Below are 21,937 nucleotides of genomic sequence, written 5' to 3'. Positions count from 1 at the left end.
CCCGGCCGGGGCAATCCGATTACCGCGCCGGGGCGGCGTACCGGAGGATGACCACTCCACTGTCGAACGGGCGTGCCTCGACCAGGGTGAACCGGTGCGGCTCGAAGCCCCGGTCGGCCAGCGGGATCCCGCTGCCGGCCACGATCGGGTTCAGCTTGACCACCAGTTCGTCCACCTCGCCGAGGAGTTGGCCGGCGAGGTGCCCGCCGCCGCAGAGCCAGATGTCCCGGCCGGGCTGCCGCTTCAGCTCGCGGACGTGGGCCACCGGATCACCGGCGACGATCTCCACCTGCGGGTCGTCCGACGGAGGCAGCGAGCGGGAGAAGACGTACTGCTTCAGGTGGGCGTACGGGCTGGTGACGCCCATCTTCAGCCCGGGGTCGTAGGTGCCCCGCCCCATCACCAGCGCGTCGAAGCGGCCCGTGGGCGGCGACTCGATGCCGAGCTGGGCGTGGGCGAACGTGGGGAAGGTCTGGGGCCATTCGGCAGCCAGGTGGGCCAGCAAGTCCGGCTCCGGCATCAGGGGGAAAAAGTCGTAGGACCCGTCGGGTGCGGCGATGAAGCCGTCGAGGGTGCTGGCGACGTAGTACACGAGCTTGCGCAAACCTGCTCCGATGTCCGGCTCAACCACGACGGCTGTCGTAGTTGACGGAGAATCTACTACACCTGTCGTGGTTGTTGCTAGGGTGTCGCCGTGGCCAGGAATCCGGAACGCCGTACCCTCCTCGCCGACGCCGGGCTGCGCGTGCTCGCCGCGGCCGGCGCGCGCGGGCTGACCCACCGCGCGGTCGACGCCGAGGCGGGCGTGCCGACCGGCACGGCCTCCAACTACTTCCCGTCCCGGCCCGCGCTGCTCGCCGGGCTCGCCGAGCGGATCTTCGAACGGATGGCGCCCGACCCGGCCGTGCTGGCCGACCTCGGCCGGCGCGAGCCGTCCCTCGCCCTGGTGGCCGACTACCTGCGGTACATCGTCGAGCGCACCACCCGCGAGCCGGACCTCACCCGGGCCCTGTTCGAGCTGCGGCTGGAGGCGTCCCGCCGCCCCGAGTTGCGGCGCGCGCTCGGCGACGTGCTCCGCCGGGGGTACGCCGACGACGTGGCCTTCCACGTCGCGGCCGGGCTGCCCGGCGGGGCCTTCGAGGTGGCGCTGCTGCACCACGCGGTGGACGGGCTCCTGCTCGACCTGCTCACGACGTCGATCGACGCCGGATTCGACGTCGACCAGGTGGTGTCCGCCCTGGTCTCCCGCCTGGTCGGCGCCGCCGGCTGACCGCCGTCCCAGGTGTGTCCACCGGCCCAGGGGGAAACCCCGGCAGGACGCCCTGGGGAGGAGCGACGGATGACGGATGCCCCGGCACTGACCATCGGCGTGCTCGGCTCGTACGGCGGTCGCAACCTCGGCGACGAGGCGATTCTGACCGGCCTCCTGTCCGATCTGCGCCATCTTGAGCCGAACGCCCGGATCATCGTGTTCTCCCGTAACCCGGCGCACACCGCGCTGGCCCATCCCGACGTGGAGGCGGTGCCCTGGGAGGGGGTCAGCCGGGCCGACTCGTCCATGCTGCTGGCCGAGCTCGACCTGCTCATCCTCGGCGGCGGCGGGATCCTCTACAACCGCGAGGCCCGCCGCTACCTGCGGGTGGTCCGGGTGGCCCAGGAGCGGGGCCTGCCGCTGCTCACCTACGCGGTGGGGGTCGGGCCGCTCAGCGACGGCATCGACACCGGGATGGTGCGCGAGACCCTGGCCGGGGCCGCCGAGGTGACCGTGCGGGACCAGGAGTCCCGGATGGTGCTGGAAGAGGCCGGGCTGCTGAACCCGATCACGGTCACCGCCGACCCGGCGTTCCTGCTGGAGCCGGAGGACTTCCCGGAGAGCTGGCTGCGCGAGGAGGGCGTCCCGGGTGGCAAGCGGCTGGTCGGGTTGAGCGTTCGCGAGCCGGGCCGGGCCGCCGAACGCCTCGACGTCGACGGCTACCACCGGCTGCTCGCCCAGATCGCCGACTTCCTGGTGCACCGGATCGACGCGTACGTGCTCTTCGTGCCGATGGAACGCGACGACATCCGGCACTCGCACGGGGTGATGTCGCACATGACCGCGTCGGAGCGGGGCCGGATCCTGCACGGTGACTACTCGCCGAGGCAGATCCTGGGCATGATGCGCCACCTCGACCTCGCGGTCGGCATGCGGCTGCACTTCCTGATCTTCGCCGCCATGATCGGCACGCCGTTCCTGCCCCTGCCGTACGCCGGAAAGGTCTTCGACCTGGCCCAGCGGCTCGGGGTGCCGGCGCTGCGTGGCGTGGAACGCGAGGTGGAGGGCCCGCTGCTGGCGGAGGTGGACCAGCTGTGGGACGAGCGGGAGGCGCGGGCCGACGAGACCGCCCGCCGGGTGGCCGAAGTGTGCGAGCAGGCCCGTGGCACCTCCCAGGTCACCCGGGGGGTGCTGGAGAGCATCCGGTCGCGCACCCTGACCCGGACCGGCGGCCGCTGAGCCGGCTCGTCGGGCCGGCGGGCCTCGTCCACCCCGCTGCTGGCCGCCGGCCGCCGAGGGATCGACCCGAGCGGGTCAGAGCGCCGGGCCGCGCCAGGTGTAGACCCACGGGCGGCCGCGGTGGTCGTCCGACTCCAGCTCGTAGATCTCCGCCTCGGCCAGCCCCTCCGGGCCGAGGCGGTGGTGCGTCAGCGGCGGCCGGCCGTTGTCGTCCAGCTCGACGGTGACGGTCTCGCCGTCGGCTACGCCACCCACCAGGGGGATCTGCACCGTTCCTGCCATGCGCCCATCCTGCCCCGGAGGCCGCCGCGCCGCAGCGATAGCGGGGCAGCGGGCCGGGCCGCTCCGGGACTAGGGTCCGAGGATGGCGGACACGACGATCGACCCCACGCTCGGTCCGGTCCTCGCCCGTACGGGCGACGAGCGGGCCGTGCTCGAATCGTTCCTCGACTTCCACCGGGCCATCGTGCTGCGCAAGGCGCGGGGCCTCGCCGACGCCGACGCGAGCCAACGCCTGGTGCCGTCCCTCACCACCCTCGCCGGCCTGCTCAAACACCTGGCCCTGGTGGAGCAGAACTGGCTGGCCCGACTGTTCGCTCCCGAGCCGGGCGACGTCTACATCACCTCGGAGGCGGAAGCCGAGGCGAGCTTCACCCTCGGCCCCGCCGACACCGTCGAGACCCTCGCCGCGGGGTACGAGGCGGCCTGCGCCCGGTCCCGGGCGATCGCCGCCCGGTTCGACCTGGACCACGTGGTGCCGCACCCGCAGCTCGGTGAGGTGTCGCTGCGCTGGGTGCTGGTTCACCTGATCGAGGAGACCGCCCGGCACGCCGGGCACGCGGACATCCTGCGCGAGCTGACCGACGGCGAGACCGGGGCGATCTAGGGACGGTTCAGTCCCGGGGCAGCAGGCCGGGCGGATATTCCATCCCGTCGTGGGTGCAGGCGGCGGCGGCCACCCGGGCGGCGTACCGGGCCGCGTCGAGCGGGGACGCGCCGCCCAGCCGGGCGGCGATCAGGCCGGCTGCGAAGGCGTCTCCCGCGCCGTTGGTGTCCACCACCGCGGCGGGTGGGGTCGCCGCGGGCACCCGCACCGGCGGCGTGTCCGGGCCGTGCAGGGTCGCGCCGGCTGCCCCGCCGGTCACCAGCACGGTCCGGGGCGCCAGCCCCGCCGCCACCTTTCCGGCCCGCTCGCCCAGCCGCACGTCGCTCAGGAAGACCAGATCGGCGACCTCGGCGAAGGGGCGGTGGTAGTCGTTCTCGCCGTCCCAGTCGTGCAGGTCGGTGGAGAGCGTCACGCCGGCCCCCAGGCTCGCGCGCAACCCCGGCAGCACGTCCCGCGCCCAGTCCATGATCGACACGTGCACGTGCCGCGCGTCGCCGACCAGCGCGGCGAGCTCCGCCGGGGCGAACGGCGCCGGGCCCGACCACGGGCGCGGGTCGTAGAGGGACATCCGGCGGCCGGCCGGGTCGACCAGGTTGACCGATCGGCGGGTGCCGGCGGGCGCCTCGGCCAGCACGGCCCGTACCGAGGTGCGGGCCAGCGCGGCCCGGACCACGTCGCCGGCCGGGTCGGCGCCCAGCACGTCCACCAGCGCCACCCGCAGGCCCAGGGCGTGCGCGGCGAGCGCCACCCCGGCCCCGGTGTTGCCGATCCGCAGCTCGATCGGGGGTACCGTCAGCGAGTCGGCGGCCGGCAGCGGGAGCGCGGGCACCTGGGCACGGATGTCGACTCCCAGGCCACCGATCACGAGCAGATCGACCATGGCGGCGAGAGTAGTCGGTCCCGGCCGCCTATCCTGGCCTCGGGCGTCGTCGAGGGGGAGTGCGTGCTGGTCATCCACGGGCTGTGGCTGTCCGGCGTCGGGCTCGCCGTCTGGGCCGAGGACAGCACCCGCCCGGCCCGGGCCCCGCGCCGACCCGGCCGGGCGCCACGGGAGCGTCCGCACCCCTTCGCCGCCGACCACGCCACCCTCGCCGCCGCGCTCGGCGACCCGCCGGGCGAACGGGCGTCGGTGCTGCTCACCCTGCCCACCCGGGCCGGCTCGCCGATGGACTCCCCGGCGCTGGTCCGGACCACCGCCGGAGAACCGGTCCGTGGTCCGGTCACCCTCGCCGGGTGGCGGGTCCCCGCCCTGGCGTACGCCCCGGACGCCGCGCTCGCCCTGCTCCGCGCCCTTGAGGTGGGGGACGTGGTGCCGGGGGCGACCCTGCGCCACCTGGCCGAGCTGGCCGACTTCGCCGCCGACCTCGTCAGCCGCGGCCGGCTGCTGCCCGGTGTGGCCGACGTCGTCGCCGTGCCACCCGCCGACTCCTCGGCCCCGACCCGGACCGGGCGGGGCGCGGTGGACGACCCGCGACCCCGGCGGCACCTGCGTCCGGTGGACCACTCCGACGTGGTCACCGCCCGGGCGGTCTGGCGGCCGCTGCTCACCGGCACGGACGCGGCCTGGGCGCGCTCGCTGGCCCTCGCCCTGCCCCCGGCCGCCCGCGCCGCCGTCGAATGGGAGGTCACGCCGCCCGGCGCCGCGGCCGGCGCCGTCGGACCAGGGGAGCTGGTCGCCGAGGCGCTGGACGCGTTGACCGACGCCGCCGCCCGGGCCGCCCTGGCCGACACCCTGCTGCACCGGGGCATGCGCCCGGTCGGGCCGGTGCCCCGCTGGCTGGCCGCGCTCACCGGGCCGGAGCGCGCGTTCCACGCCGAGCCGGCCGCCCTGGACACCCTGCGGACCGAGCTGGACGCCTGGCAGCGCGACGCCGCCGGCGGCCGGGTACGGGCCGCCTTCCGGCTGGTCGAGCCGCCCGTCGACCCGGTGGCCGAGCTGGTCGAAGGGGGATCCTGGCGACTCGAGTTCGGCCTGCACCCCACCGACGAGCCGGGCCTGGTGGTGGACGCGGCGCAGATCTGGCGCGGGTCCGCGCCCGCCCTCGTCGACCACCGGATCGAGCCGCAGGAAACCCTCCTCGCCGAGCTGGGCCGGGCCAGCCGGCTCTGGCCGGACCTGGACGACGCGCTGCGGACCGCCGCGCCGGAGGGGATGGAGCTGGACGCGGACGGCGCGCACCGGTTCCTCCGGGAGGGTGCGCCGGTGCTGCACGCGGCCGGCTTCGGGGTGCTGCTGCCGTCCTGGTGGCGGCGGCCCTCGTCCCGCCTCGGCGCCCGATTGCGGGCGCGCAGCCGGAGCGCCCCCGCCACGGTCGCCGCCGCCGCGGCGGGCCTCGGGCTGGACGCCCTGGTCGACTACCGCTGGGAGGTGGCCCTCGGCGACCAGCCGCTGACCGCCGAGGAACTGGCCGCCCTGGCCGAGCTGAAGTCCCCGCTGGTCCGGCTGCGGGGACGTTGGGTCGAGCTGGACCCGGACCGGCTCGCCGCCGGGCTGCGGCTGCTCCGCTCGGCCGGCGAGCTGACCGTGGCCGACCTGCTGCGGATGGGTCTGGCCGGCGCCGACCGCCCCGACGCGCTGCCGGTGCTGGAGGTGACCGCCGACGGGCCGTTGGGTGAGCTGCTGGCCGGGGAGGCGGAGCGGCGGCTCACCCCGGCCGACCCGCCACCGGGGTTCGCCGGGACGCTGCGGCCGTACCAGCGGCGCGGGCTGGCCTGGCTGGCGTTCCTCCAGTCGCTCGGGTTGGGCGGGATCCTCGCCGACGACATGGGGCTGGGCAAGACCGTGCAGCTGCTCGCACTGCTCGCCGGCAACCCGCCGGAGGTTGGGCCCACGCTGCTGGTCTGTCCGATGTCGCTGGTCGGCAACTGGCAGCGGGAGGCGGCCCGGTTCACGCCCGGGTTGCGGGTCCACGTGCACCACGGGGCCGAGCGCGCCCGGGGTGAGGCGTTCGCCGCGGCGGTGCACGCCGCGGACCTGGTCCTCACCACCTACTCGGTGGCCGCCCGCGACGCGTACGACCTGGCCGGGATCGACTGGCACCGGGTGGTGGTGGACGAGGCCCAGGCGATCAAGAACGCCGCCACCCGGCAGGCCGAGGCGGTCCGGTCGCTGCCCGCGCGGCACCGGGTCGCGGTCACCGGTACGCCGGTGGAGAACCGGCTCGCCGACCTCTGGTCGATCATGCAGTTCGCCAACCCCGGCCTGCTCGGCCCGGCCGCCACCTTCCGGAAGAAGTTCGCCGAGCCGATCGAGCGGCACGGCGACGCCGAGGTGGCCGGGCGGCTGCGCCGGATCACCGGACCGTTCGTGCTGCGCCGGCTCAAGACCGACGCGTCGATCATCTCCGACCTGCCCGAGAAGCTGGAGATGGAGGTGCTCTGCAACCTCACCGCCGAGCAGGCCGCCCTCTACCGGGCGGTGGTCGACGACATGATGGCGAAGATCGAGTCCAGCGACGGGATGGAACGCCGCGGTCTGGTGCTGGCCACCATGACCCGGCTCAAGCAGGTCTGCAACCACCCCGCCCAGCTGCTGCACGACGGCTCGGCCCTGCCCGGCCGCTCCGGCAAGCTGGAACGGCTCGAGGAGATCGTCGACGAGGTGCTCGCGGCCGGGGAGAAGGCCCTGCTGTTCACCCAGTACGCCGAGTTCGGCGGGATGCTGCGCGGGCACCTGTCCGCCCGTACCGGCCGGGAGGTGCTCTACCTGCACGGCGGCGTCGGCAAGGCCGAGCGGGACGCCATGGTGACCCGGTTCCAGTCCCCGGACGGTCCGCCGCTGTTCGTCCTGTCGCTCAAGGCCGGCGGCACCGGGCTGACCCTCACCGCGGCGAACCACGTGGTGCACGTGGACCGCTGGTGGAACCCGGCCGTCGAGGACCAGGCCACCGACCGGGCGTTCCGCATCGGCCAACGCCGCCGGGTGCAGGTACGCAAGTTCGTGTGCGCCGGCACGGTCGAGGAGAAGGTGGCCGCGATGATCGCGGACAAGCGCAGCCTGGCCCAGCGGGTGGTGGGCAGCGGCGAGCAGTGGGTCACCGAGCTGTCCACCGACACCCTGCGTGAGCTGTTCGCGCTGGACGCCGGGGCGGTGGTGGAGTGACCACTCCGGACCGAGGGTCGCGGTTCGCCGAGTTCGGGCCGCCGCGCCGGGTCGAGGGCGGCCTGAAGGCGCGCAGCACCCGGGGCGCGATCGGCCGCTCCTGGTGGTCCCGGCGCTTCCTGGAGGTGCTGGAGTCCTTCGCGCTCGGCACCCGGCTCACCCGGGGCCGGGCGTACGCGCGCCGGGGCCAGGTGCTCCGGCTCGACGTCGCCCCCGGGCTGGTGACCGCCAGCGTGCAGGGGTCACGGCCCAAGCCGTACCCGGTGCGGATCGGGTTGCCGGCGTACCCGGACGAGGTCTGGGACCGGGTCGAGGCGGACCTGGCCGGGCAGGCGTTCTTCAGCGCCCGGCTGCTCGCCGGCGACCTGCCGTCCGAGTTGGAGGAGCTGTTCGCCGAGGCGAACGCGCCCCTCTTCCCAGCCGGCGTGGCCGAGCTGGAGCAGCACTGCGGCTGCCCTGACTTCGCCGTCCCGTGCAAGCACCTGGCGGCCACCTTCTACCTGCTGGCCGAGGCGTTCGACGCCGACCCGTTCCGGCTCCTGCACTGGCGCGGCCGGAGCCGGGCCGAGCTGCTCGACCGGCTGCGTAGCCTGCGGGGCGTCGCCGCGAGCGCGGACGGCGCACCGGCCGAGCAGGCGGCGGTGCCGGGCGCGCCGGCCGGCCCGGCGGACGCCGGTGCCGGGCCAGCGGCGGCGGAACGAGCCGTGGCCGGCGCGGGGCGGGTGCTCGGCGGCCTGCCGGCGGCCGAACTGGCCGACGAGCTGGACCGGTTCTGGCTGCCTCCGGCGCCGTTGCCCGACCGGCCACCCACCCTGGCGACCGGACCGGAGCTGCTGCTGCGCCAGCTCGCCCCGCCGGGGGCCGCGATCGGCGGCCCCGGCCTGGTCGAGCGGCTACGGCGGGCCTACCGGGAGTTCGGCCGGCCGCGACCGGCGACGGACCCGGACACCTCGGCGCGCTGATCCCCGGCGTCCGGTCTCCCGGCCCGCAGGGTGCGATCGGCGCGGTCATAGCCAGCGTCGCCGGAAGTGCCACATGAGCCCGGCGTTGGCCAGCAGTACCACGGCGCAGATCGCGCCGGCCAGCCGGCCGGCCAGTACGGTCATCGCCGGCAGCGAGGCCCACAGCACGATCGTCAACAGCATCAGATAGCGGCCTCGGCGGCCCCGGGCCCGGTGATCGAGCCGGGCGAAGAACTGCGGGTCGCTCTCCCGCAGTTGGCGGGTGATCTGTTCGAACCTGCGCTGATCCTCTTTGCTGAGCATGGCGGTGCCTTCCCCTCACGGCTTCAGCGGTCCCGCGGCATACCCGCAACGGAGGCGGGTCACGCGCTGCTCCTGCCGCCACTTCGATCAAAGTCGGACGGGTAGGCATCTTCCGGTCTGACGACCTCAGCGCAGGCCTGCCCGGGGGTTACGTTTCCGCGGTGCCTTCGAACGGCCCCAACAGCGTCGCCGCGGGCGAAAACGTGAGGTCCCGGCCGCCGCGGCAACAACATTCGTGAGCAACGGGCGGCGGGGCACGGTGGGCGGCCGGGTCGGCCGCGCGGGGGTAGGTCAGCGGAGGGGGCGGTGGGTGGTGTTGGGGCGGGAGCCGGTGGGGCGGGGTCGGCCGGGGCGGGAGCCCCAGGGCCGGGTGCCCGCCCAGCGGCGCGGGCGGCGGTGGTGCGGTGCTGGTTCGGTGCCGCCGGTGTGGCGGGCCGCGTCATCACTGGACATGGTCAACCCCCGCTCTGGCGCGAGCGCGCCGTCACCCGGGTCCAACGAGTCCGGCACCGGGGAGGACGCTGCCCGCGGTCAGCAGCCGCGGCGGGGTAGGGGAAGTTGGCCCGGGAGCAGATCGGAGGTGAGCGTGACGCCGGCCCCCCGTAACGCCTCGATCAGCGCGTTCTGCACCAGATAGGAGTCGGGAAGCTGCCAGCGCGCCTGCTCGGGGGCGACCGCCCAGCGCACCGTCCCCTCGGGCAGCCGGGTCGGCGGTGCCGGGATCCAGGAGCCGCCACCGTGCCGGATCACGTGGAAGCAGTGCTCGAGTTCCGGCCGGAGCGGGTCCCCGCGGCGGACCAGGAACATCCAGCGGCCGGTGGGGGTGACCAGGACCGGCCCGCGTACGCCGAAGCCGGCCGGGTGGGTCGCGAGCGTGTCCAGGACCCGTCGGCCGAGATGGGCCGCGACCTCGAGTACGTCGAACGCGTGCCCGGTGGGCAGCAGCACCCCGTGCGGGCGGCTGCGCCACCAGGTGGCCACCCGCGCCGGGTCGGCGCTCGCCGCGTGCTCCCAGTTTTCCAGGGCCGGGTGGCAGCCGCTGGTGGGACAGCCGGCCCGGCCGCAGACGAAGCGGCTGTTGGCCAGGCAGGCGCCGGGCGTCACCTCCCAGCCGTGGACGGCGTAGCGGACGGCGACCCGGCGCAGCCGGACCCGTTCCAGGGGCGACAGGTGAGCCACGCGTGGTCCGACATTCCCCCACATGTGTGCCACATCCCCTCTCGTCCGCACTGGATGGTCCACATCGCACGTCGAACGCCGTCACTGCCGTAACCCGCGGTCGTTGAGCTGACGAACGGCTGATGCAACTTGCACGGAAACTACGAGGACTGGCCGTACGGCTGACGTACAGACTGTGCGACCAGGGAAAATCTGAGAACCGACCGGTCGTCGCGACCGTCGACCGGGTTGGCTCAGCCGGCCGTGGGCAGGGGGAGGGATGGCGAGATGGACGAACTACCCATAGGCCGCCGGGTGGCGTACTGGCGGGGGCGGCGCAAGATGTCCCAACAGGTCTTCGCCGACCGGCTCGGCAAGTCCAAGAGCTGGGTGGACAAGGTGGAGCGCGGAGTCCGGCGGCTGGACAAGTTCTCCGTCCTCTACGAGATCGCCGACATTCTCCAGGTCGACGTCCAACTGCTCCTCGGCAAGGACCCGGAGCGGCGCACCGACACCCTCAACTGCATCGACCAGGTCGAGGTCGAGGAGATCCGGGCCGCGCTGGAGCGGTACGACTCGATGACCGCCTACTTCGACGCGGCGCCGTACCCGCCCCCGCTGGCGGACATGCGCAAGGCGGTCAACCACGCCTGGCTCACCTACCAGTACGGCCGCTACGGGATGCTCACCCGCGCCCTGCCGAAGCTGCTGCGCGACGCCCAGGCCGCCGACGCCGGCTACGCCGACGAGCAGGCCCGCGACGCCGCCCACCTGCTCGGGCAGGTCTACCAGATCGCCTCCTCGGTGCTCCGCAAGCTCGGCGAGTGCGACCTGGCCTGGCTGGCCGCCGACCGCTCGATGGCGGTCGCCCAGCGGGCCGACGACCAGTTGCTGGCCGGTGTCGCCACCACCCGGGTCTGCAACGCGCTGGCGGCCATGGGCCGGTCCCGGCCGGCGCTGGAACTCAACGTCAACATCGCCAACCGACTGGCCCCCGGCACCGGCGACGCGAGCCCGGAGCAGCTCTCCGTCTACGGCATGCTGCTGCTCCAGGGCGCGATGGCCGCCGCCCGCATCGGCGACTCCGCGACGGTGGACGACCTGCTCAACGGGGCCCAGGAGGCGGCCACCCTGCTGGGCAGCGACCAGAACCACTACTGGACCTCGTTCGGCCCGACCAACCTCGAGCTGCACCGGGCCGCCGCCGCCGTCGAACTCGGCGACGGGGGCCGGGCGGTGGAGATCCACCAGCGGATCCCCGAGCCGGCGTTCAACGCGCTGCTGCCCGAGCGGCGCGCGCACCACCTGCTCGACATCGCCCGCGGCTACGCCCAGATCGGTGACGTCGCCAACGCGGGTGAGATGCTGCTGCTCGGTGACCGGCTCGCCCCGTCCGAGATCCGCTGCCGGCCGATCGCCCACGAGGTGATGTCCGACGTGCTCCGTCGCACACGGGGTACGCCGCCTCCGCCGATCGGGGAGTTGGCTGAGCACATGGGAGTCGGAGTATGAGCGGATGAACAGTCCGCATCTCAGCCACCGGCGCCGTCGGGTGCTCTACGTGATCGCCTGCGGCTCGCCGCTGGCCCGCAACGTCGGCCGGTTGGTCGACCTCGCCCAGCAGGAAGGCTGGGACGTTTGCGTGGTCACCACCCCCGACGGTGCCAAGTTCGTCGACCGCGCGTCGCTGGCCCGGCAGACCGGGCACCCGGTACGCACCCACTACAAAAACCCGGGCGACCCGGACGTGCTCCCCCCGGCGGACGCGATGCTGGTCTGCCCGGCGACGGTCAACACCGTCAACAAGTGGGCGGCCGGCATCGCCGACACGCTCGCCCTGGGGCTGCTGATCGAGGCGCAGGGGCTCGGGGTGCCGATCGCGGCCGTCCCGTACACCAACTCGGCGATGGCCGCGCACCCGGCGTTCCGGGCCAGCCTGGACCGGCTGCGTGAGTGGGGGGTGCGGATGGTCTTCGGCGACCACGTCGTACCGCTGCACCCGCCGGGTACCGGTGAGCGGCACACGGACGTGTTCCCCTGGGAGGTCGGCCTCGCGGCGCTGGGCGGCACGCCACGCCCGGCCGCCCCGGTCGGCTGAGCCGGCCTCGACGTGCCGACGGGTCAGCTCCCGCCGGCCCCGTCCGGCCGCACCGACCCCGGGTCGCGCCCGGCCACCGGCGAGCGGATGACGGGCGACCTGTGGGCCGCAGGTTCCGTCTGCCGCCGGACCGGGCCCGGACGCCGGTAAGCTGGCCGGCCGTGAGCACAACCGGATCCCCGCCCACCGTCGCCGACGTGGTGGCCGTGCTGGACCGCCGCTACCCGCCCGCGTGGGCCGAGGAGTGGGACCGGGTCGGCCTGGTGCTCGGCGAGCCCAGCACCCCGGTACGCCGGATCGCCTGCGTGGTCGACGTGGTCCCGGAGACGGTGGACGAGGCGCTCGCCGCCGGGGCCGACCTGATCGTCGCGCACCACCCGTTGCTGCTGCGCGGGGTCTCCTCGGTCGCCGCCACCACGTACAAGGGGCGCATCGTCCACCGGATGATCAAGGCGGACGTGGCGCTGTACGTGGCGCACACCAACGCCGACGTGGCCGACCCGGGCGTCTCCGACGCGCTCGCCGCCCGGTTCGGGCTGACCGGGCTGCGCCCGCTGCACCGGCCCCGGCCGGGGTCGCCCGCCGACGGCCCGGGGCGGGGCATCGGCCGGATCGGCGAGCTGCCCGCCCCGATGACCCTGGCCGAGCTGACCCGGCACGCGGCCGCCGTGCTCCCCGCCACCGCCTGGGGAGTTCGCGCCGCCGGGGATCCCGGGCGTATGGTTCGTACCCTTGCCGTCAGCGGAGGCTCGGGGGACAGCTTCCTCGCCGAGGCGACCGCCGCCGGGGTGGACGCGTTCCTCACCGCAGACCTGCGCCACCACCCCGCCGGTGAGCACCTCGCCGCCGGCGGCCCGGCCCTGCTGGACGCCGCCCACTGGGCGACCGAACGACCCTGGCTGGACGACCTGGCCGCCCACCTGCGGGCCGAGCTGGGCGTCGAGACCGTGGTGTCCGACCTGGACACCGACCCGTGGACCGTGCACGCCGCCGCACCCGACCGGACGACAAGGAGTCCCGACCGTGAAGGCTGATCCGAAGGTGCAGCGCCGGCTGCTCGACCTGCAGGCGATCGACACCGCCCTCGCCCAGCTCGCCCACCGCCGCCGGTCGCTGCCCGAGCGGGCCGAGCTGGAGGCCCTCGCCCGGGAGCTCTCCGCGCTGGAGGACGAGCGGGTCCGGGCGCAGGTGGCCGTCGACGACCTGGACCGGGACATCGCCCGGCTGGAGAAGGACGTCGACCAGGTACGCGCCCGCAAGAGCAAGGACGAGGCGCGGCTCGCGTCCGGCAGCGGGCCGGCCCGGGAGCTGGAGGCGACCCAGCACGAACTGGCCTCGCTGAACCGCCGGCAGAGCGACCTGGAGGACGCCGAGCTGGAGCTGATGGAGCAGCGGGAGACCGCGCAGGGGGTGCTCGACGGCGTGGAACGGCGCATCGCCGAGGCCCGGGACCGGCGGGCCGCCGCCGAGCAGCGGCGCGACGAGAGCCTGGCCGAGATCGCCAAGGAGGAGGAGTTCAAGCGCGGCGCCCGCCAGCCGCTCGCCGGCGACCTCCCGGCCGACCTGGTCGCCCTCTACGACCGGATCCGCGAGGACACCGGGCTCGGGGCCGCGTTGCTCACCGCCGGCCGCTGCGGCGGCTGCCGGCTGGAGCTCTCCGGCGCCGACGTGGCCCGGATCCGCAAGGCCGACCCGGACGAGGTGGTGCGCTGCGAGGAGTGCCGGCGGATCATGGTCCGGACCGCCGAGTCGGGTCTCTGACCGCCGTGGCGGTGCGTGCGGTCGTCGTCGAGGCCGACGGCGGGTCCCGGGGCAACCCGGGGCCGGCCGGCTACGGCGCGGTGGTCCGGGACCCGGCGACCGGCGAGGTGCTGGCCGAGCGGTCCGAGGCGATCGGCACCGCCACCAACAACGTCGCCGAGTACCGGGGCCTGATCGCCGGGCTGGAGGCCGCCGCCGAACTGGGCGCGGCCGAGGTCGAGGCCCGGATGGACTCGAAGCTCGTGGTCGAGCAGATGTGCGGCCGCTGGCAGATCAAGAACCCGGGGTTGCGGCCGCTCGCCGCGCAGGCCGCCGGCCTGGTCGCCCGGTTCGCCGCCGTCCGGTTCACCTGGGTGCCGCGGGAGCGTAACCAGCACGCCGACGCGCTGGCCAACGCGGCGATGGACGCCGCCGCCGGGATGGCGCCGGCCCGGCCGGTCGTCGCCACGCCCCGCATCGTGGAGCCGCCGCGCGAGGTCGCCGGCCCCGACTCGGCCGCCCGGGCCGCGGCCCGCGAGGTCGCCGCCCGCGCCGCCATCGGCCGGGCCACCGGCACCGACCCGGCCACCACGCCGGCCTCCTGGGAACCGCGCCCGACCGAGAGCGCCACCCGGCTGATCCTGGTCAGGCACGGCGAGACCGAGCGGACCGTGCAGAAGCAGTACTCCGGTCGTGGTGACGTCCCGCTGACCGATCGGGGCCGGGCCCAGGCCGGGGCCACCGCCGCCCGGGTGGCCGCCCTCGCGCCGTCCGTCGCGGCCGTGGTCAGCTCGCCCCTGTCCCGCTGTACGGCCACCGCCGAGGCGATCGCCGCCGTGGTCGGGAACCCACCGGTACGTACCGACGACGACCTCGTCGAGTGCGACTTCGGGGTCTGGGAGGGGCGGACCTTCGCCGAGGTGCGCGCTGACTGGTCGGGGGAGCTGGACGCCTGGCTCGCCTCCACCCGGGTCGCCCCGCCCGAGGGCGAGTCGTTCGCCGCGGTCGCCGAGCGGACCGGCCGGGCGGTCGAGCGGCTGCGTACGGCGTACCCCGGGGAGACCGTCGTGGTGGTCTCCCACGTCTCGCCGATCAAGCTGGTGCTGCGCGACGCCCTCGCGGCCGGCGACGCCTTCCTGCACCGGCTCTACCTGGACACCGCGGGCGTCTCGGTGCTCGACCTGTACCCGGACGGCGGCGTCGCGGTCCGGTCGGTCAACGACACCGCCCACCTGACCTCCCACTGACCACGGCGGCTCCGGTTCGGCGCGTCGGGCGCCGGTGGCTGGAGCCGCCGCCGGCCGTCCGACCGATCGGCTCCGCCGTTCGGCGCATCCGGGTGTCCGCTCGGCGCATCGCCGCTGTCCGGCTGAACGTGACCGGGCTCACAGGGTCGTAGCCTCCGGCCGTCACATGGCGAGTTACGACTTCCCGGAGGTGTGTCACATGGCTGCACCCGAGCCGGAGGCGCCGACGACGGCGCGATCCAGGGCGAAGGACCACAGTCCCTGGAACTGGTTGCTCTTCATACCGATCGTGGTGCCGCTCATCCCGGCCTTCTTCAACGCCGACTCACCCCGGATCTTCGGGTTCCCGCGCTTCTACTGGCTGCAGCTGGCCTGGATCCTGCTCGGCGTCGGCACCACCACGCTCGTCTACCAGATGACGAAGAAGCGGGGAGGTGAACGGTGATGTGGCGGGACCACCTGACCGAGATCATCGTCTTCACCGTCCTCTTTCTGCTGGTGAGCGCGATGGGCTTCGTGGCGGCCCGGTGGCGGGCGCCGCGCGACATGGCGCACCTGGACGAGTGGGGGCTGGGCGGGCGCAGCTTCGGCGGCTGGATCACCTGGTTCCTGGTCGGCGGTGACCTCTACACCGCGTACACCTTCGTGGCGGTGCCGGCGCTGATCTTCGGGGCCGGCGCGGCCGGGTTCTTCGCGGTGCCGTACACGATCGTCATCTACCCGATGGTGTTCCTGGTGCTCTGCCGGCTCTGGTCGGTGTCGCACCGGCACGGCTTCGTCACCCCGGCCGACTTCGTCCGCAGCCGGTTCGACTCGCCGGTCCTGGCGCTGCTGGTCGCGATCACCGGCATCGTGGCGACCATGCCGTACATCGCGCTGCAACTGGTCGGCATCGAGGCGGTGCTGAAGACGATGGGGGTCACCGGGGAGAGCGCACTGGCCCGGCACCTGCCGATCATCATCGCGTTCGCCATCCTGGCGGCCTACACCTACCAGTCGGGGCTGCGCGCGCCGGCGCTGATCGCCTTCGTCAAGGACTCGCTGATCTACATCGTGATCCTGGTGGCGGTCTTCTACCTGCCGTACAAGCTCGGCGGCTGGGGCAGCATCTTCGACGCGGCGGACGCGAAGTTCCAGGCCTCCCCGGCACCGGGTGACGGCATCCTGCTCAACGCCAACAACCAACTCCAGTACGTCACCCTGGCGTTCGGCTCGGCGCTGGCGCTCTTCCTCTATCCACACAGCATCACCGGCGTGCTGGCCAGCCGGAACCGGGACGTGATCAAGCGGAACATGTCCGCGCTGCCGGCCTACAGCCTGCTGCTCGGGCTGATCGCGCTGCTCGGCTACATGGCCATCGCGGCGAAGGTGACGCCGCTGGCGGGGACCAAGGAGGGCAGCTTCGACACCAACACCATCGTGCCGAGGCTCTTCGACGCGCAGTTCCCGGACTGGTTCGCCGGGGTCGCGTACGCCGCCATCGGCATCGGCGCGCTGGTGCCGGCGGCGATCATGTCGATCGCGGCCGCGAACCTGTTCACCCGCAACATCTACAAGGAGTACTTCAAGCGGGACGCGACCCCGGCGCAGGAGGCGAACGTCTCGAAGATCACCTCGCTGGTGGTGAAGGTCGGCGCGGTCGCCTGCATCGTCTTCCTCGACCCGCAGTTCTCCATCGACCTGCAGCTCATCGGCGGCGTGATCATCCTCCAGACGCTGCCGGCGGTGGCGCTGGGGCTCTACACCCGCTGGTTCCACCGCGGGGCGCTGATCGCCGGCTGGGCGGCCGGCATGGCGCTCGGCATGTGGATGCTCTACCAGATCGGGAACCAGACGACCGGCAAGAAGCACTTCGCCGGTTCGGCCTTCCCGCTCTCCGAGTTCGGCTTCGACACCAAGAAGACGATCTACGTCGGGATCGTCGCGGTGCTGGTCAACCTGGCCGTCGCCGCGCTGCTCACGCTGGTGCTGCGGGCCGGCAAGGTGGCCGACGGGGTGGACGGCACCACCCCGGACGACTACTTCGCCGACGAGGGCGACGCCCGGGTCACCCCCGGCGCCACCCGCGACGCCGACTCCGCCCCGGAGCCGGTCGCCTGAGGTCCCCCGAGGCCCCCGGTCGCCCCCGCAGGCGGCCGGGGGCCTCGCCGTGCCGTCAGCGGCGTCGGTTGCGCGACTCCAACGCCCCGTTGAGTCGGTGCAGCAGCTCCGCGAGGGTGTCCCGGTCGCCGGCGGTCCAGCCGGCGAGGATGTCGCCGTAGAGCCGGGTGCGGGCCGCCTGGACGGCGGCCATCCGCTGCAGCCCGGCCTGGGTGGGGGAGATCACCGTGCCCCGCCCGTCGGCCGGGTCCGGCGTACGGACGATCAGGCCGTCCCGCTGCAGGGCGGAGACCTGCCGGGTGACCGTGGAGCCGTCCAGGTTCAGCCGCGCGGCCAGCGCCGAGACGTTCTGCGGGCCGACGCTGTCCAGGTGCCGCAGGATCACGTACGCCGCCCGGTCCAGCACCCGGTGCTCGGCCGTGCCGGTGGCCCGGCGGGTCGCCTCGCCCAGCCGCATCAGCAGCGCGATCTCGGTCTCGATCCGGCCGAGGGTGGCCTCGTCCTGAGCCGGTCCGGTCGTGTGGTCGTCCCTCATAGCTGTATGATACAACCGAATTACCTGTACGATACAGCTATCTGGGAGGCGGAGTGGATCGGCGATCCGAGCCCAACCGCAGTGCCATCTACGCCACCACGCTGGTGGCCTTCCTCGCCATCGCCGGCATCGCCGTGGTGGACCCGATCCTGCCGGCCATCGGCGAGGCGATCGGGGTCACCGCCTGGCAGGTCGAACTGCTGTTCACCGCGTACATCGCGGTGATGGCCGTCGGCATGATCCCGGCGACCCTGGCCAGCGGGAAGTTCGGTTTCAAACCGGTGCTCATCACCGGCGTCTCGGTGGTCGGCCTGGCCGCGATCCTCGCGTCGTTCAGCAACGACATCGTGCAGCTCTCCGCGCTGCGCGGCGTGTGGGGCCTGGGCAACGCCATGTTCTTCGCCACCGCGATGGTGGTGCTGGTCAATCTCGCCAACGACCGGGAATGGGTGGTCGGCCTCTTCGAGACCGCGCTCGGCCTCGGCTTCGCCGTCGGCCCGCTGATCGGCGGCCTGCTCGGCGAGGTGAGCTGGCGGCTGCCGTTCTTCGTCTGCGGCGTGTTCATGGTGCTCGCGCTGGGCGTGGCGGCGCGCAAGCTCCGCGAGCCGGCCCGCCGGCAGGCCCCGGTACGCCTCGGCCAGATCTTCTCGACTTACCGCAAGCCGGCGTTCATCACCCTCTGCGTGGTCACCGCCGCGTACAACTTCGTCTTCTTCGTGGTGCTCGGCTACACGCCGCTCTTCCTGCACCTCGACGTCATCCCGCTGGGGCTGGCCTTCACCGGCTGGGGCCTCGGCCTGGCCGCCGGCATCCTGCTGATCGGCCACCGGCTGGCGCACCGGATCGGCGCGGTGCAGACCGTCGGCGTGGCCGTCGCCGGCCTGCTGGTCTGCATGGTCCTCTTCGCCACCTCGTCCGGCACCACCGAGTCGCTGGTGGTGCTGTTGCTGTCCGGCCTGTTCATGGGCCTGGCCAACGCCAACCTCACCGACCTGGCGCTCGGCCTCGGCTCCGCCGACCGGCGGGTCGCCACCGGCGCATTCAACCTGGTCCGCTGGGGCGCCGCCGCGCCGGCCCCGATCATCTCCGGCAAGCTCGCCGAGCACGGGCTGGCCCTGCCGTTCTGGGTCGGCTTCGGGGTGCTCGCCGTCGGCGTGCTGGTCTACCTCGCCTTCGCGCACGTGATGGCCGCCGGCTACGGCGAGCGCGTGCTCTGGTCCCGGTGGAACCGGGCCGCCCGCGGCGCCGAGCACGCGCCGGAGGAGCCGGTCGGCGAGGCGTACTGAGCCACTGTCCCTCCTGGTCGAACCGCCCCGGTGCAGCCTTACGCCGGGGCGGTTCGGTGCCCACGGGGGTCAGCGCAGTGCGCGCCAGAGCAGGTCGAGGCCGATCACCGTGCCGAACACCACGATGACGGTCTTCAGCACCACCGGCGGGAGCCGGCGGACCAACCGGGCGCCCGCGTACCCGCCGACCAGGGTGGCCGGCGCGACCACCGCGACCGCCGCCCAGTTGACCGGGCCGAAGAGCGCGAACACCACCAGCGTGGTCAGCCCCACCACGGCCGAGAGCAGGTTCTTGACGGCGGTGACCCGGGCCAGGGTGGCGTCCAGCACCAGGGCCAGGCCGGCCACCAGCATCACCCCGAGCGCCGCGCCGAAGTAGCCGCCGTACACCGAGCCGAGCGCGACCATGGCCTGCACCGTGACGGTACGGCGGCGCGGGCTGAGGTCGGCCGGATGGCCGACCAGCCGGCGCAGCGGGTCCTGGAAGGCCAGGACGGCGGTCGCGCCCAGCACCAGGAACGGCACCACCAGCTCGAACGCCCGCGCCGGGGTGGCCAGCAGCAGCAGGCAGCCGACGCCCGTGCCGAGCACGGTGGTGGGCAGCAGGCGCCACAGCTGCGGCCCGCGCGGCAGGTCCATCCGGCTGCCGGCGACGCTGGCCACGTACCCGGGGAAGACCGACACCGAGTTGGTGACGTTGGCCGGCACCGGCGGCAGGCCGGTCGCGATCAGGGCCGGGAAGGTTATCAGGGAGCCGCCCCCGGCCACCGCGTTCACCGTGCCCGCGGCGAGACCGGCGGCGAGCAGGAGCGCGGCGTCGGAGAGGTCCATGGTCACCAGAGGCTAGCCCGCCAGACCCGCCGACGCGGGATCGGCCTTCGGCGGGAGGTCTGAGCCCATGTCGGCGATGTGGCGCAGGACCGCCCGGGTGGGAAATGGTGGCGGCGCGGGCGTCGTTAGGATGATGGACGCGACGGACGAGTCGACCGGGCGGTCGCGTCGACGGGCTTTGCGGCCCGTCGCCGAGGAACGTCCGGACTCCACAGGGCAGGGTGGTTGCTAACGGCAACCCGGGGTGACCCGCGGGACAGTGCCACAGAAAACAGACCGCCGGCCCGAAACGGGACGGTAAGGGTGAAACGGTGGGGTAAGAGCCCACCAGCATCCCGGGTGACCGGGATGGCTCGGTAAACCCCACCCGGAGCAAGGCCAAGAAAGGATCCTCGCCGCGAGGCGATGGGTCCGCGCAGACGCTTGAGGGCTGCCCGTCCGATGTCTGCGGGTAGGCCGCTGGAGCCTGCCGGCGACGGTAGGCCGAGATGGATGGCCGCCGCCGACGCGCCTTCGGGCCGCGTCGGTCACAGAATCCGGCGTACAGGTCGACTCGTCCGTCGCCCTCCGGCTGGCCGGCGCGGCCCTCGGGCTGCTCAGTCGTGCTCCGGGAGGCCGCTGACCCGGTGCGCCGCAGCGTGCAGCACCTCCGCCACCAGCCGGCGCACATGGCCGCCCCGGGCCCGGTAGAGCGCCCGGCGGCCCTCTCGCCGCACGCTGACCAGCCCCGCCAACCGGAGCTTGCCGAGGTGCTGCGACACCGCCGGCCGGGCCAGCCCCACCGCCGCCACCAGCGCGGTCACGTCGTGCTCGCCCTCGCTGAGCAGGTGCATCAGCCGCAGCCTGGTGCCGTCGGCCAGCATCCGCAGCATCTCCGTCGCCGCCGCCACGTCCGGCCCGCCAGGTAGGCGCTGTTGCAGGTCACTGGCAGCTGCAACGTTGTCGCGTGCGTACATGAGCACATATTATCGCCGGCGTCAGGGGTACGGACCGTCCGTGCGACCGGGCGAACTGGGGGAGCGGTGACGGACCACGGCCACGGCCATGACCACTCGCGCGACCACGGCCGGCGCGAGCGCGACCATGATCACCACCACGACGGGCGCACCGCCTGGTGGCACCGGCTGACCCACGCCGCCGTCCCCCACTCCCACGACTCCCGGGCGAAGGTCGACCCCGCCCTGGAGGCCTCCCGGCAGGGCCTACGCGCCCTCTGGCTCTCACTGGTCGGACTCGGGATCACGGCGCTCGCCCAGGCGGTCATCGTGGTGCTGTCCGGCTCGGTGGCGCTGCTCGGCGACACCCTGCACAACGTCGCCGACGCCCTGACCGCCGTGCCGCTGGGGATCGCCTTCCTCGTCGGCCGGCGTGCCGCCACCCGCGCCTACACCTACGGGTACGGCCGGGCCGAGGACCTCGCCGGCATCATCATCGTCGCGGTCGTCGCCGCCTCCGCCGTCGCCGCGGCCGGGACCGCCGTCGCCCGGCTGCTGCACCCCGCCGAGGTGACCCACCTGCCCTGGGTCGCCGCCGCCGGCCTCGTCGGCTTCCTCGGCAACGAACTGGTCGCCCAGTACCGCATCCGGATCGGCCGGCGCATCGGCTCCGCCGCCCTCGTCGCCGACGGGCTGCACGCCCGCACCGACGGGTACACCTCGCTGGCCGTGCTCGCCGCGGCCGGCGGTGCCGCCCTCGGCTGGCGCTGGGCCGATCCCGTCGTCGGTGTGGTCATCGCCGTCGCCATCACCTTCGTCCTCAGAGACGCCGCCCGCGAGGTCTACCGGCGCCTCATGGACGCCGTCGATCCCGACCTCGTCGACCAGGCCGAGTCCGCGCTCCGGGCCGTCGACGGCGTGCAGGACGTGGCCGCCGTGCGACTGCGCTGGATCGGCCACCGGCTGCACGCCGAGGCGGAGCTGGTGGTCGACGCGAAGCTCAGCCTCCTCGCCGCGCACGAGATCGCGGCCGACGCCGAACACCAGCTCACCCACGCCGTGCCCCGGCTGGCCACCGCCACCGTCCACACCGATCCGGACAGTCATCCCGGCGGGCACCATCACACCGCGCTGTCGCACCGCCGGCGTGCGCCCTCCCGATGAGTGCCCGGTAGCTGCCCCGATCGCCGTGACCGGCCCTGTCTGGGCAGCTCGCGCCCCTGCGTATGCCGCCGGCGCGTCGACATCGGGGCGGGGTCGGAC

General features: G+C 74.0%; 21 protein-coding genes, 1 other RNA gene and 2 pseudogenes. 16 read left to right on the top strand and 8 right to left on the bottom strand.

The window, feature by feature from the left end; all coding sequences use genetic code 11:
- Positions 1-19 precede the first annotated feature (19 nt).
- The gene (locus tag ACFYM6_RS05090) at positions 20-604 is read right to left on the bottom strand and encodes a dihydrofolate reductase family protein (protein WP_387272383.1); all 585 of its coding nucleotides are present in this window, start codon (positions 602-604) and stop codon (positions 20-22) included.
- A 90-nt stretch (positions 605-694) separates the two neighbouring features.
- Between ACFYM6_RS05090 and ACFYM6_RS05085 the strand changes: the two genes are divergently transcribed.
- Positions 695-1,270: a TetR/AcrR family transcriptional regulator gene (locus ACFYM6_RS05085; RefSeq protein ID WP_387272381.1), complete on the top strand. Its 576-nt coding sequence runs from the start codon at positions 695-697 to the stop codon at positions 1,268-1,270.
- 69 nt (positions 1,271-1,339) lie between these two features.
- A complete protein-coding gene (locus ACFYM6_RS05080; protein WP_387272379.1) occupies positions 1,340-2,491 on the top strand; it encodes a polysaccharide pyruvyl transferase family protein in 1,152 nt (383 codons plus the stop codon).
- Between the two features lie 75 nt (positions 2,492-2,566).
- Here the strand turns inward: ACFYM6_RS05080 and ACFYM6_RS05075 are convergent, their stop codons facing one another.
- Positions 2,567-2,773 (bottom strand): hypothetical protein, encoded by a 207-nt coding sequence (locus ACFYM6_RS05075; RefSeq protein WP_357434911.1) that lies wholly within the window; start codon positions 2,771-2,773, stop codon positions 2,567-2,569.
- 82 nt (positions 2,774-2,855) lie between these two features.
- Between ACFYM6_RS05075 and ACFYM6_RS05070 the strand changes: the two genes are divergently transcribed.
- Positions 2,856-3,377, top strand: a complete 522-nt coding sequence (locus ACFYM6_RS05070) for a DinB family protein (RefSeq protein WP_387272377.1) — start codon at positions 2,856-2,858, stop codon at positions 3,375-3,377.
- 7 nt (positions 3,378-3,384) lie between these two features.
- Here the strand turns inward: ACFYM6_RS05070 and ACFYM6_RS05065 are convergent, their stop codons facing one another.
- Complete coding sequence (locus ACFYM6_RS05065) at positions 3,385-4,257, bottom strand: carbohydrate kinase family protein (protein ID WP_387272375.1); 873 nt, start codon at positions 4,255-4,257, stop codon at positions 3,385-3,387.
- A 63-nt stretch (positions 4,258-4,320) separates the two neighbouring features.
- On the opposite strand from ACFYM6_RS05065, the pseudogene ACFYM6_RS05060 reads away from it, so the two are divergent.
- From ACFYM6_RS05060 to ACFYM6_RS05050, 3 genes and pseudogenes are all read left to right on the top strand, one after another.
- Positions 4,321-4,777, top strand: a pseudogene (locus ACFYM6_RS05060) (ATP-dependent helicase); the annotation flags it as partial.
- 116 nt (positions 4,778-4,893) lie between these two features.
- A pseudogene (locus tag ACFYM6_RS05055) lies at positions 4,894-7,479 on the top strand (DEAD/DEAH box helicase); the annotation flags it as partial.
- Positions 7,476-8,441 carry a hypothetical protein gene (locus tag ACFYM6_RS05050; RefSeq protein ID WP_387272373.1) on the top strand — a complete coding sequence of 322 codons (966 nt, stop codon included), beginning with the start codon at positions 7,476-7,478 and terminating at the stop codon, positions 8,439-8,441. The pseudogene ACFYM6_RS05055 and the gene ACFYM6_RS05050, both read left to right, overlap by 4 nt.
- A 45-nt stretch (positions 8,442-8,486) precedes the next feature.
- On the opposite strand, the gene ACFYM6_RS05045 is transcribed toward ACFYM6_RS05050, so the two are convergent.
- Together ACFYM6_RS05045 and ACFYM6_RS05040 are read right to left on the bottom strand one after the other, a co-directional pair.
- The gene (locus tag ACFYM6_RS05045) at positions 8,487-8,744 is read right to left on the bottom strand and encodes a DUF3040 domain-containing protein (RefSeq protein ID WP_073833711.1); all 258 of its coding nucleotides are present in this window, start codon (positions 8,742-8,744) and stop codon (positions 8,487-8,489) included.
- A gap of 531 nt (positions 8,745-9,275) precedes the next feature.
- Positions 9,276-9,947 carry a bifunctional DNA primase/polymerase gene (locus ACFYM6_RS05040; RefSeq protein ID WP_387272371.1) on the bottom strand — a complete coding sequence of 224 codons (672 nt, stop codon included), beginning with the start codon at positions 9,945-9,947 and terminating at the stop codon, positions 9,276-9,278.
- Positions 9,948-10,190: 243 nt separating this feature from the next.
- Between ACFYM6_RS05040 and ACFYM6_RS05035 the strand changes: the two genes are divergently transcribed.
- From ACFYM6_RS05035 to mctP, 7 genes are all read left to right on the top strand, one after another.
- Complete coding sequence (locus ACFYM6_RS05035; protein WP_387272369.1) at positions 10,191-11,414, top strand: helix-turn-helix domain-containing protein; 1,224 nt, start codon at positions 10,191-10,193, stop codon at positions 11,412-11,414.
- Between the two features lie 4 nt (positions 11,415-11,418).
- Positions 11,419-12,000 carry a flavoprotein gene (locus tag ACFYM6_RS05030; protein ID WP_387272367.1) on the top strand — a complete coding sequence of 194 codons (582 nt, stop codon included), beginning with the start codon at positions 11,419-11,421 and terminating at the stop codon, positions 11,998-12,000.
- Between the two features lie 161 nt (positions 12,001-12,161).
- The gene (locus ACFYM6_RS05025; protein ID WP_387272365.1) at positions 12,162-13,034 is read left to right on the top strand and encodes a Nif3-like dinuclear metal center hexameric protein; all 873 of its coding nucleotides are present in this window, start codon (positions 12,162-12,164) and stop codon (positions 13,032-13,034) included.
- Positions 13,024-13,761, top strand: a complete 738-nt coding sequence (locus ACFYM6_RS05020) for a zinc ribbon domain-containing protein (protein ID WP_387272363.1) — start codon at positions 13,024-13,026, stop codon at positions 13,759-13,761. Before ACFYM6_RS05025 ends, ACFYM6_RS05020 begins: the two co-directional genes overlap by 11 nt.
- Before the next feature lie 5 nt (positions 13,762-13,766).
- Entirely contained in the window at positions 13,767-14,987 is a 1,221-nt protein-coding gene (locus tag ACFYM6_RS05015) for a bifunctional RNase H/acid phosphatase (RefSeq protein ID WP_387272361.1), read from the top strand.
- A 199-nt stretch (positions 14,988-15,186) separates the two neighbouring features.
- A complete protein-coding gene (locus tag ACFYM6_RS05010; RefSeq protein WP_387272359.1) occupies positions 15,187-15,432 on the top strand; it encodes a DUF3311 domain-containing protein in 246 nt (81 codons plus the stop codon).
- The gene (gene mctP, locus ACFYM6_RS05005; RefSeq protein ID WP_387272357.1) at positions 15,432-17,087 is read left to right on the top strand and encodes a monocarboxylate uptake permease MctP; all 1,656 of its coding nucleotides are present in this window, start codon (positions 15,432-15,434) and stop codon (positions 17,085-17,087) included. The genes ACFYM6_RS05010 and mctP overlap by 1 nt, the downstream gene beginning before the upstream one ends.
- 55 nt (positions 17,088-17,142) lie before the next feature.
- Here mctP and ACFYM6_RS05000 read toward each other — a convergent pair whose 3' ends face one another.
- Positions 17,143-17,622: a MarR family winged helix-turn-helix transcriptional regulator gene (locus tag ACFYM6_RS05000; protein ID WP_387272355.1), complete on the bottom strand. Its 480-nt coding sequence runs from the start codon at positions 17,620-17,622 to the stop codon at positions 17,143-17,145.
- 53 nt (positions 17,623-17,675) lie between these two features.
- Between ACFYM6_RS05000 and ACFYM6_RS04995 the strand changes: the two genes are divergently transcribed.
- The gene (locus ACFYM6_RS04995) at positions 17,676-18,908 is read left to right on the top strand and encodes an MFS transporter (protein ID WP_387272353.1); all 1,233 of its coding nucleotides are present in this window, start codon (positions 17,676-17,678) and stop codon (positions 18,906-18,908) included.
- Positions 18,909-18,977: 69 nt separating this feature from the next.
- Here the strand turns inward: ACFYM6_RS04995 and ACFYM6_RS04990 are convergent, their stop codons facing one another.
- Complete coding sequence (locus ACFYM6_RS04990; protein WP_387272351.1) at positions 18,978-19,739, bottom strand: sulfite exporter TauE/SafE family protein; 762 nt, start codon at positions 19,737-19,739, stop codon at positions 18,978-18,980.
- 147 nt (positions 19,740-19,886) lie between these two features.
- Here ACFYM6_RS04990 and rnpB point away from each other — a divergent pair.
- An RNA gene (rnpB, locus tag ACFYM6_RS04985) (RNase P RNA component class A) lies at positions 19,887-20,299 on the top strand.
- Positions 20,300-20,335: 36 nt separating this feature from the next.
- On the opposite strand, the gene ACFYM6_RS04980 is transcribed toward rnpB, so the two are convergent.
- A complete protein-coding gene (locus ACFYM6_RS04980; protein ID WP_357434929.1) occupies positions 20,336-20,695 on the bottom strand; it encodes a metalloregulator ArsR/SmtB family transcription factor in 360 nt (119 codons plus the stop codon).
- Between the two features lie 66 nt (positions 20,696-20,761).
- Here ACFYM6_RS04980 and ACFYM6_RS04975 point away from each other — a divergent pair, with 66 nt between their 5' ends.
- Positions 20,762-21,838: a cation diffusion facilitator family transporter gene (locus ACFYM6_RS04975; RefSeq protein ID WP_387272348.1), complete on the top strand. Its 1,077-nt coding sequence runs from the start codon at positions 20,762-20,764 to the stop codon at positions 21,836-21,838.
- The last annotated feature ends 99 nt before the right edge of the window (positions 21,839-21,937 follow it).

Source organism: Micromonospora sp. NPDC006431, assembly GCF_042870725.1.
Lineage (GTDB): Bacteria > Actinomycetota > Actinomycetes > Mycobacteriales > Micromonosporaceae > Micromonospora.
This window is presented reverse-complemented; position numbering and strand designations above follow the sequence as displayed.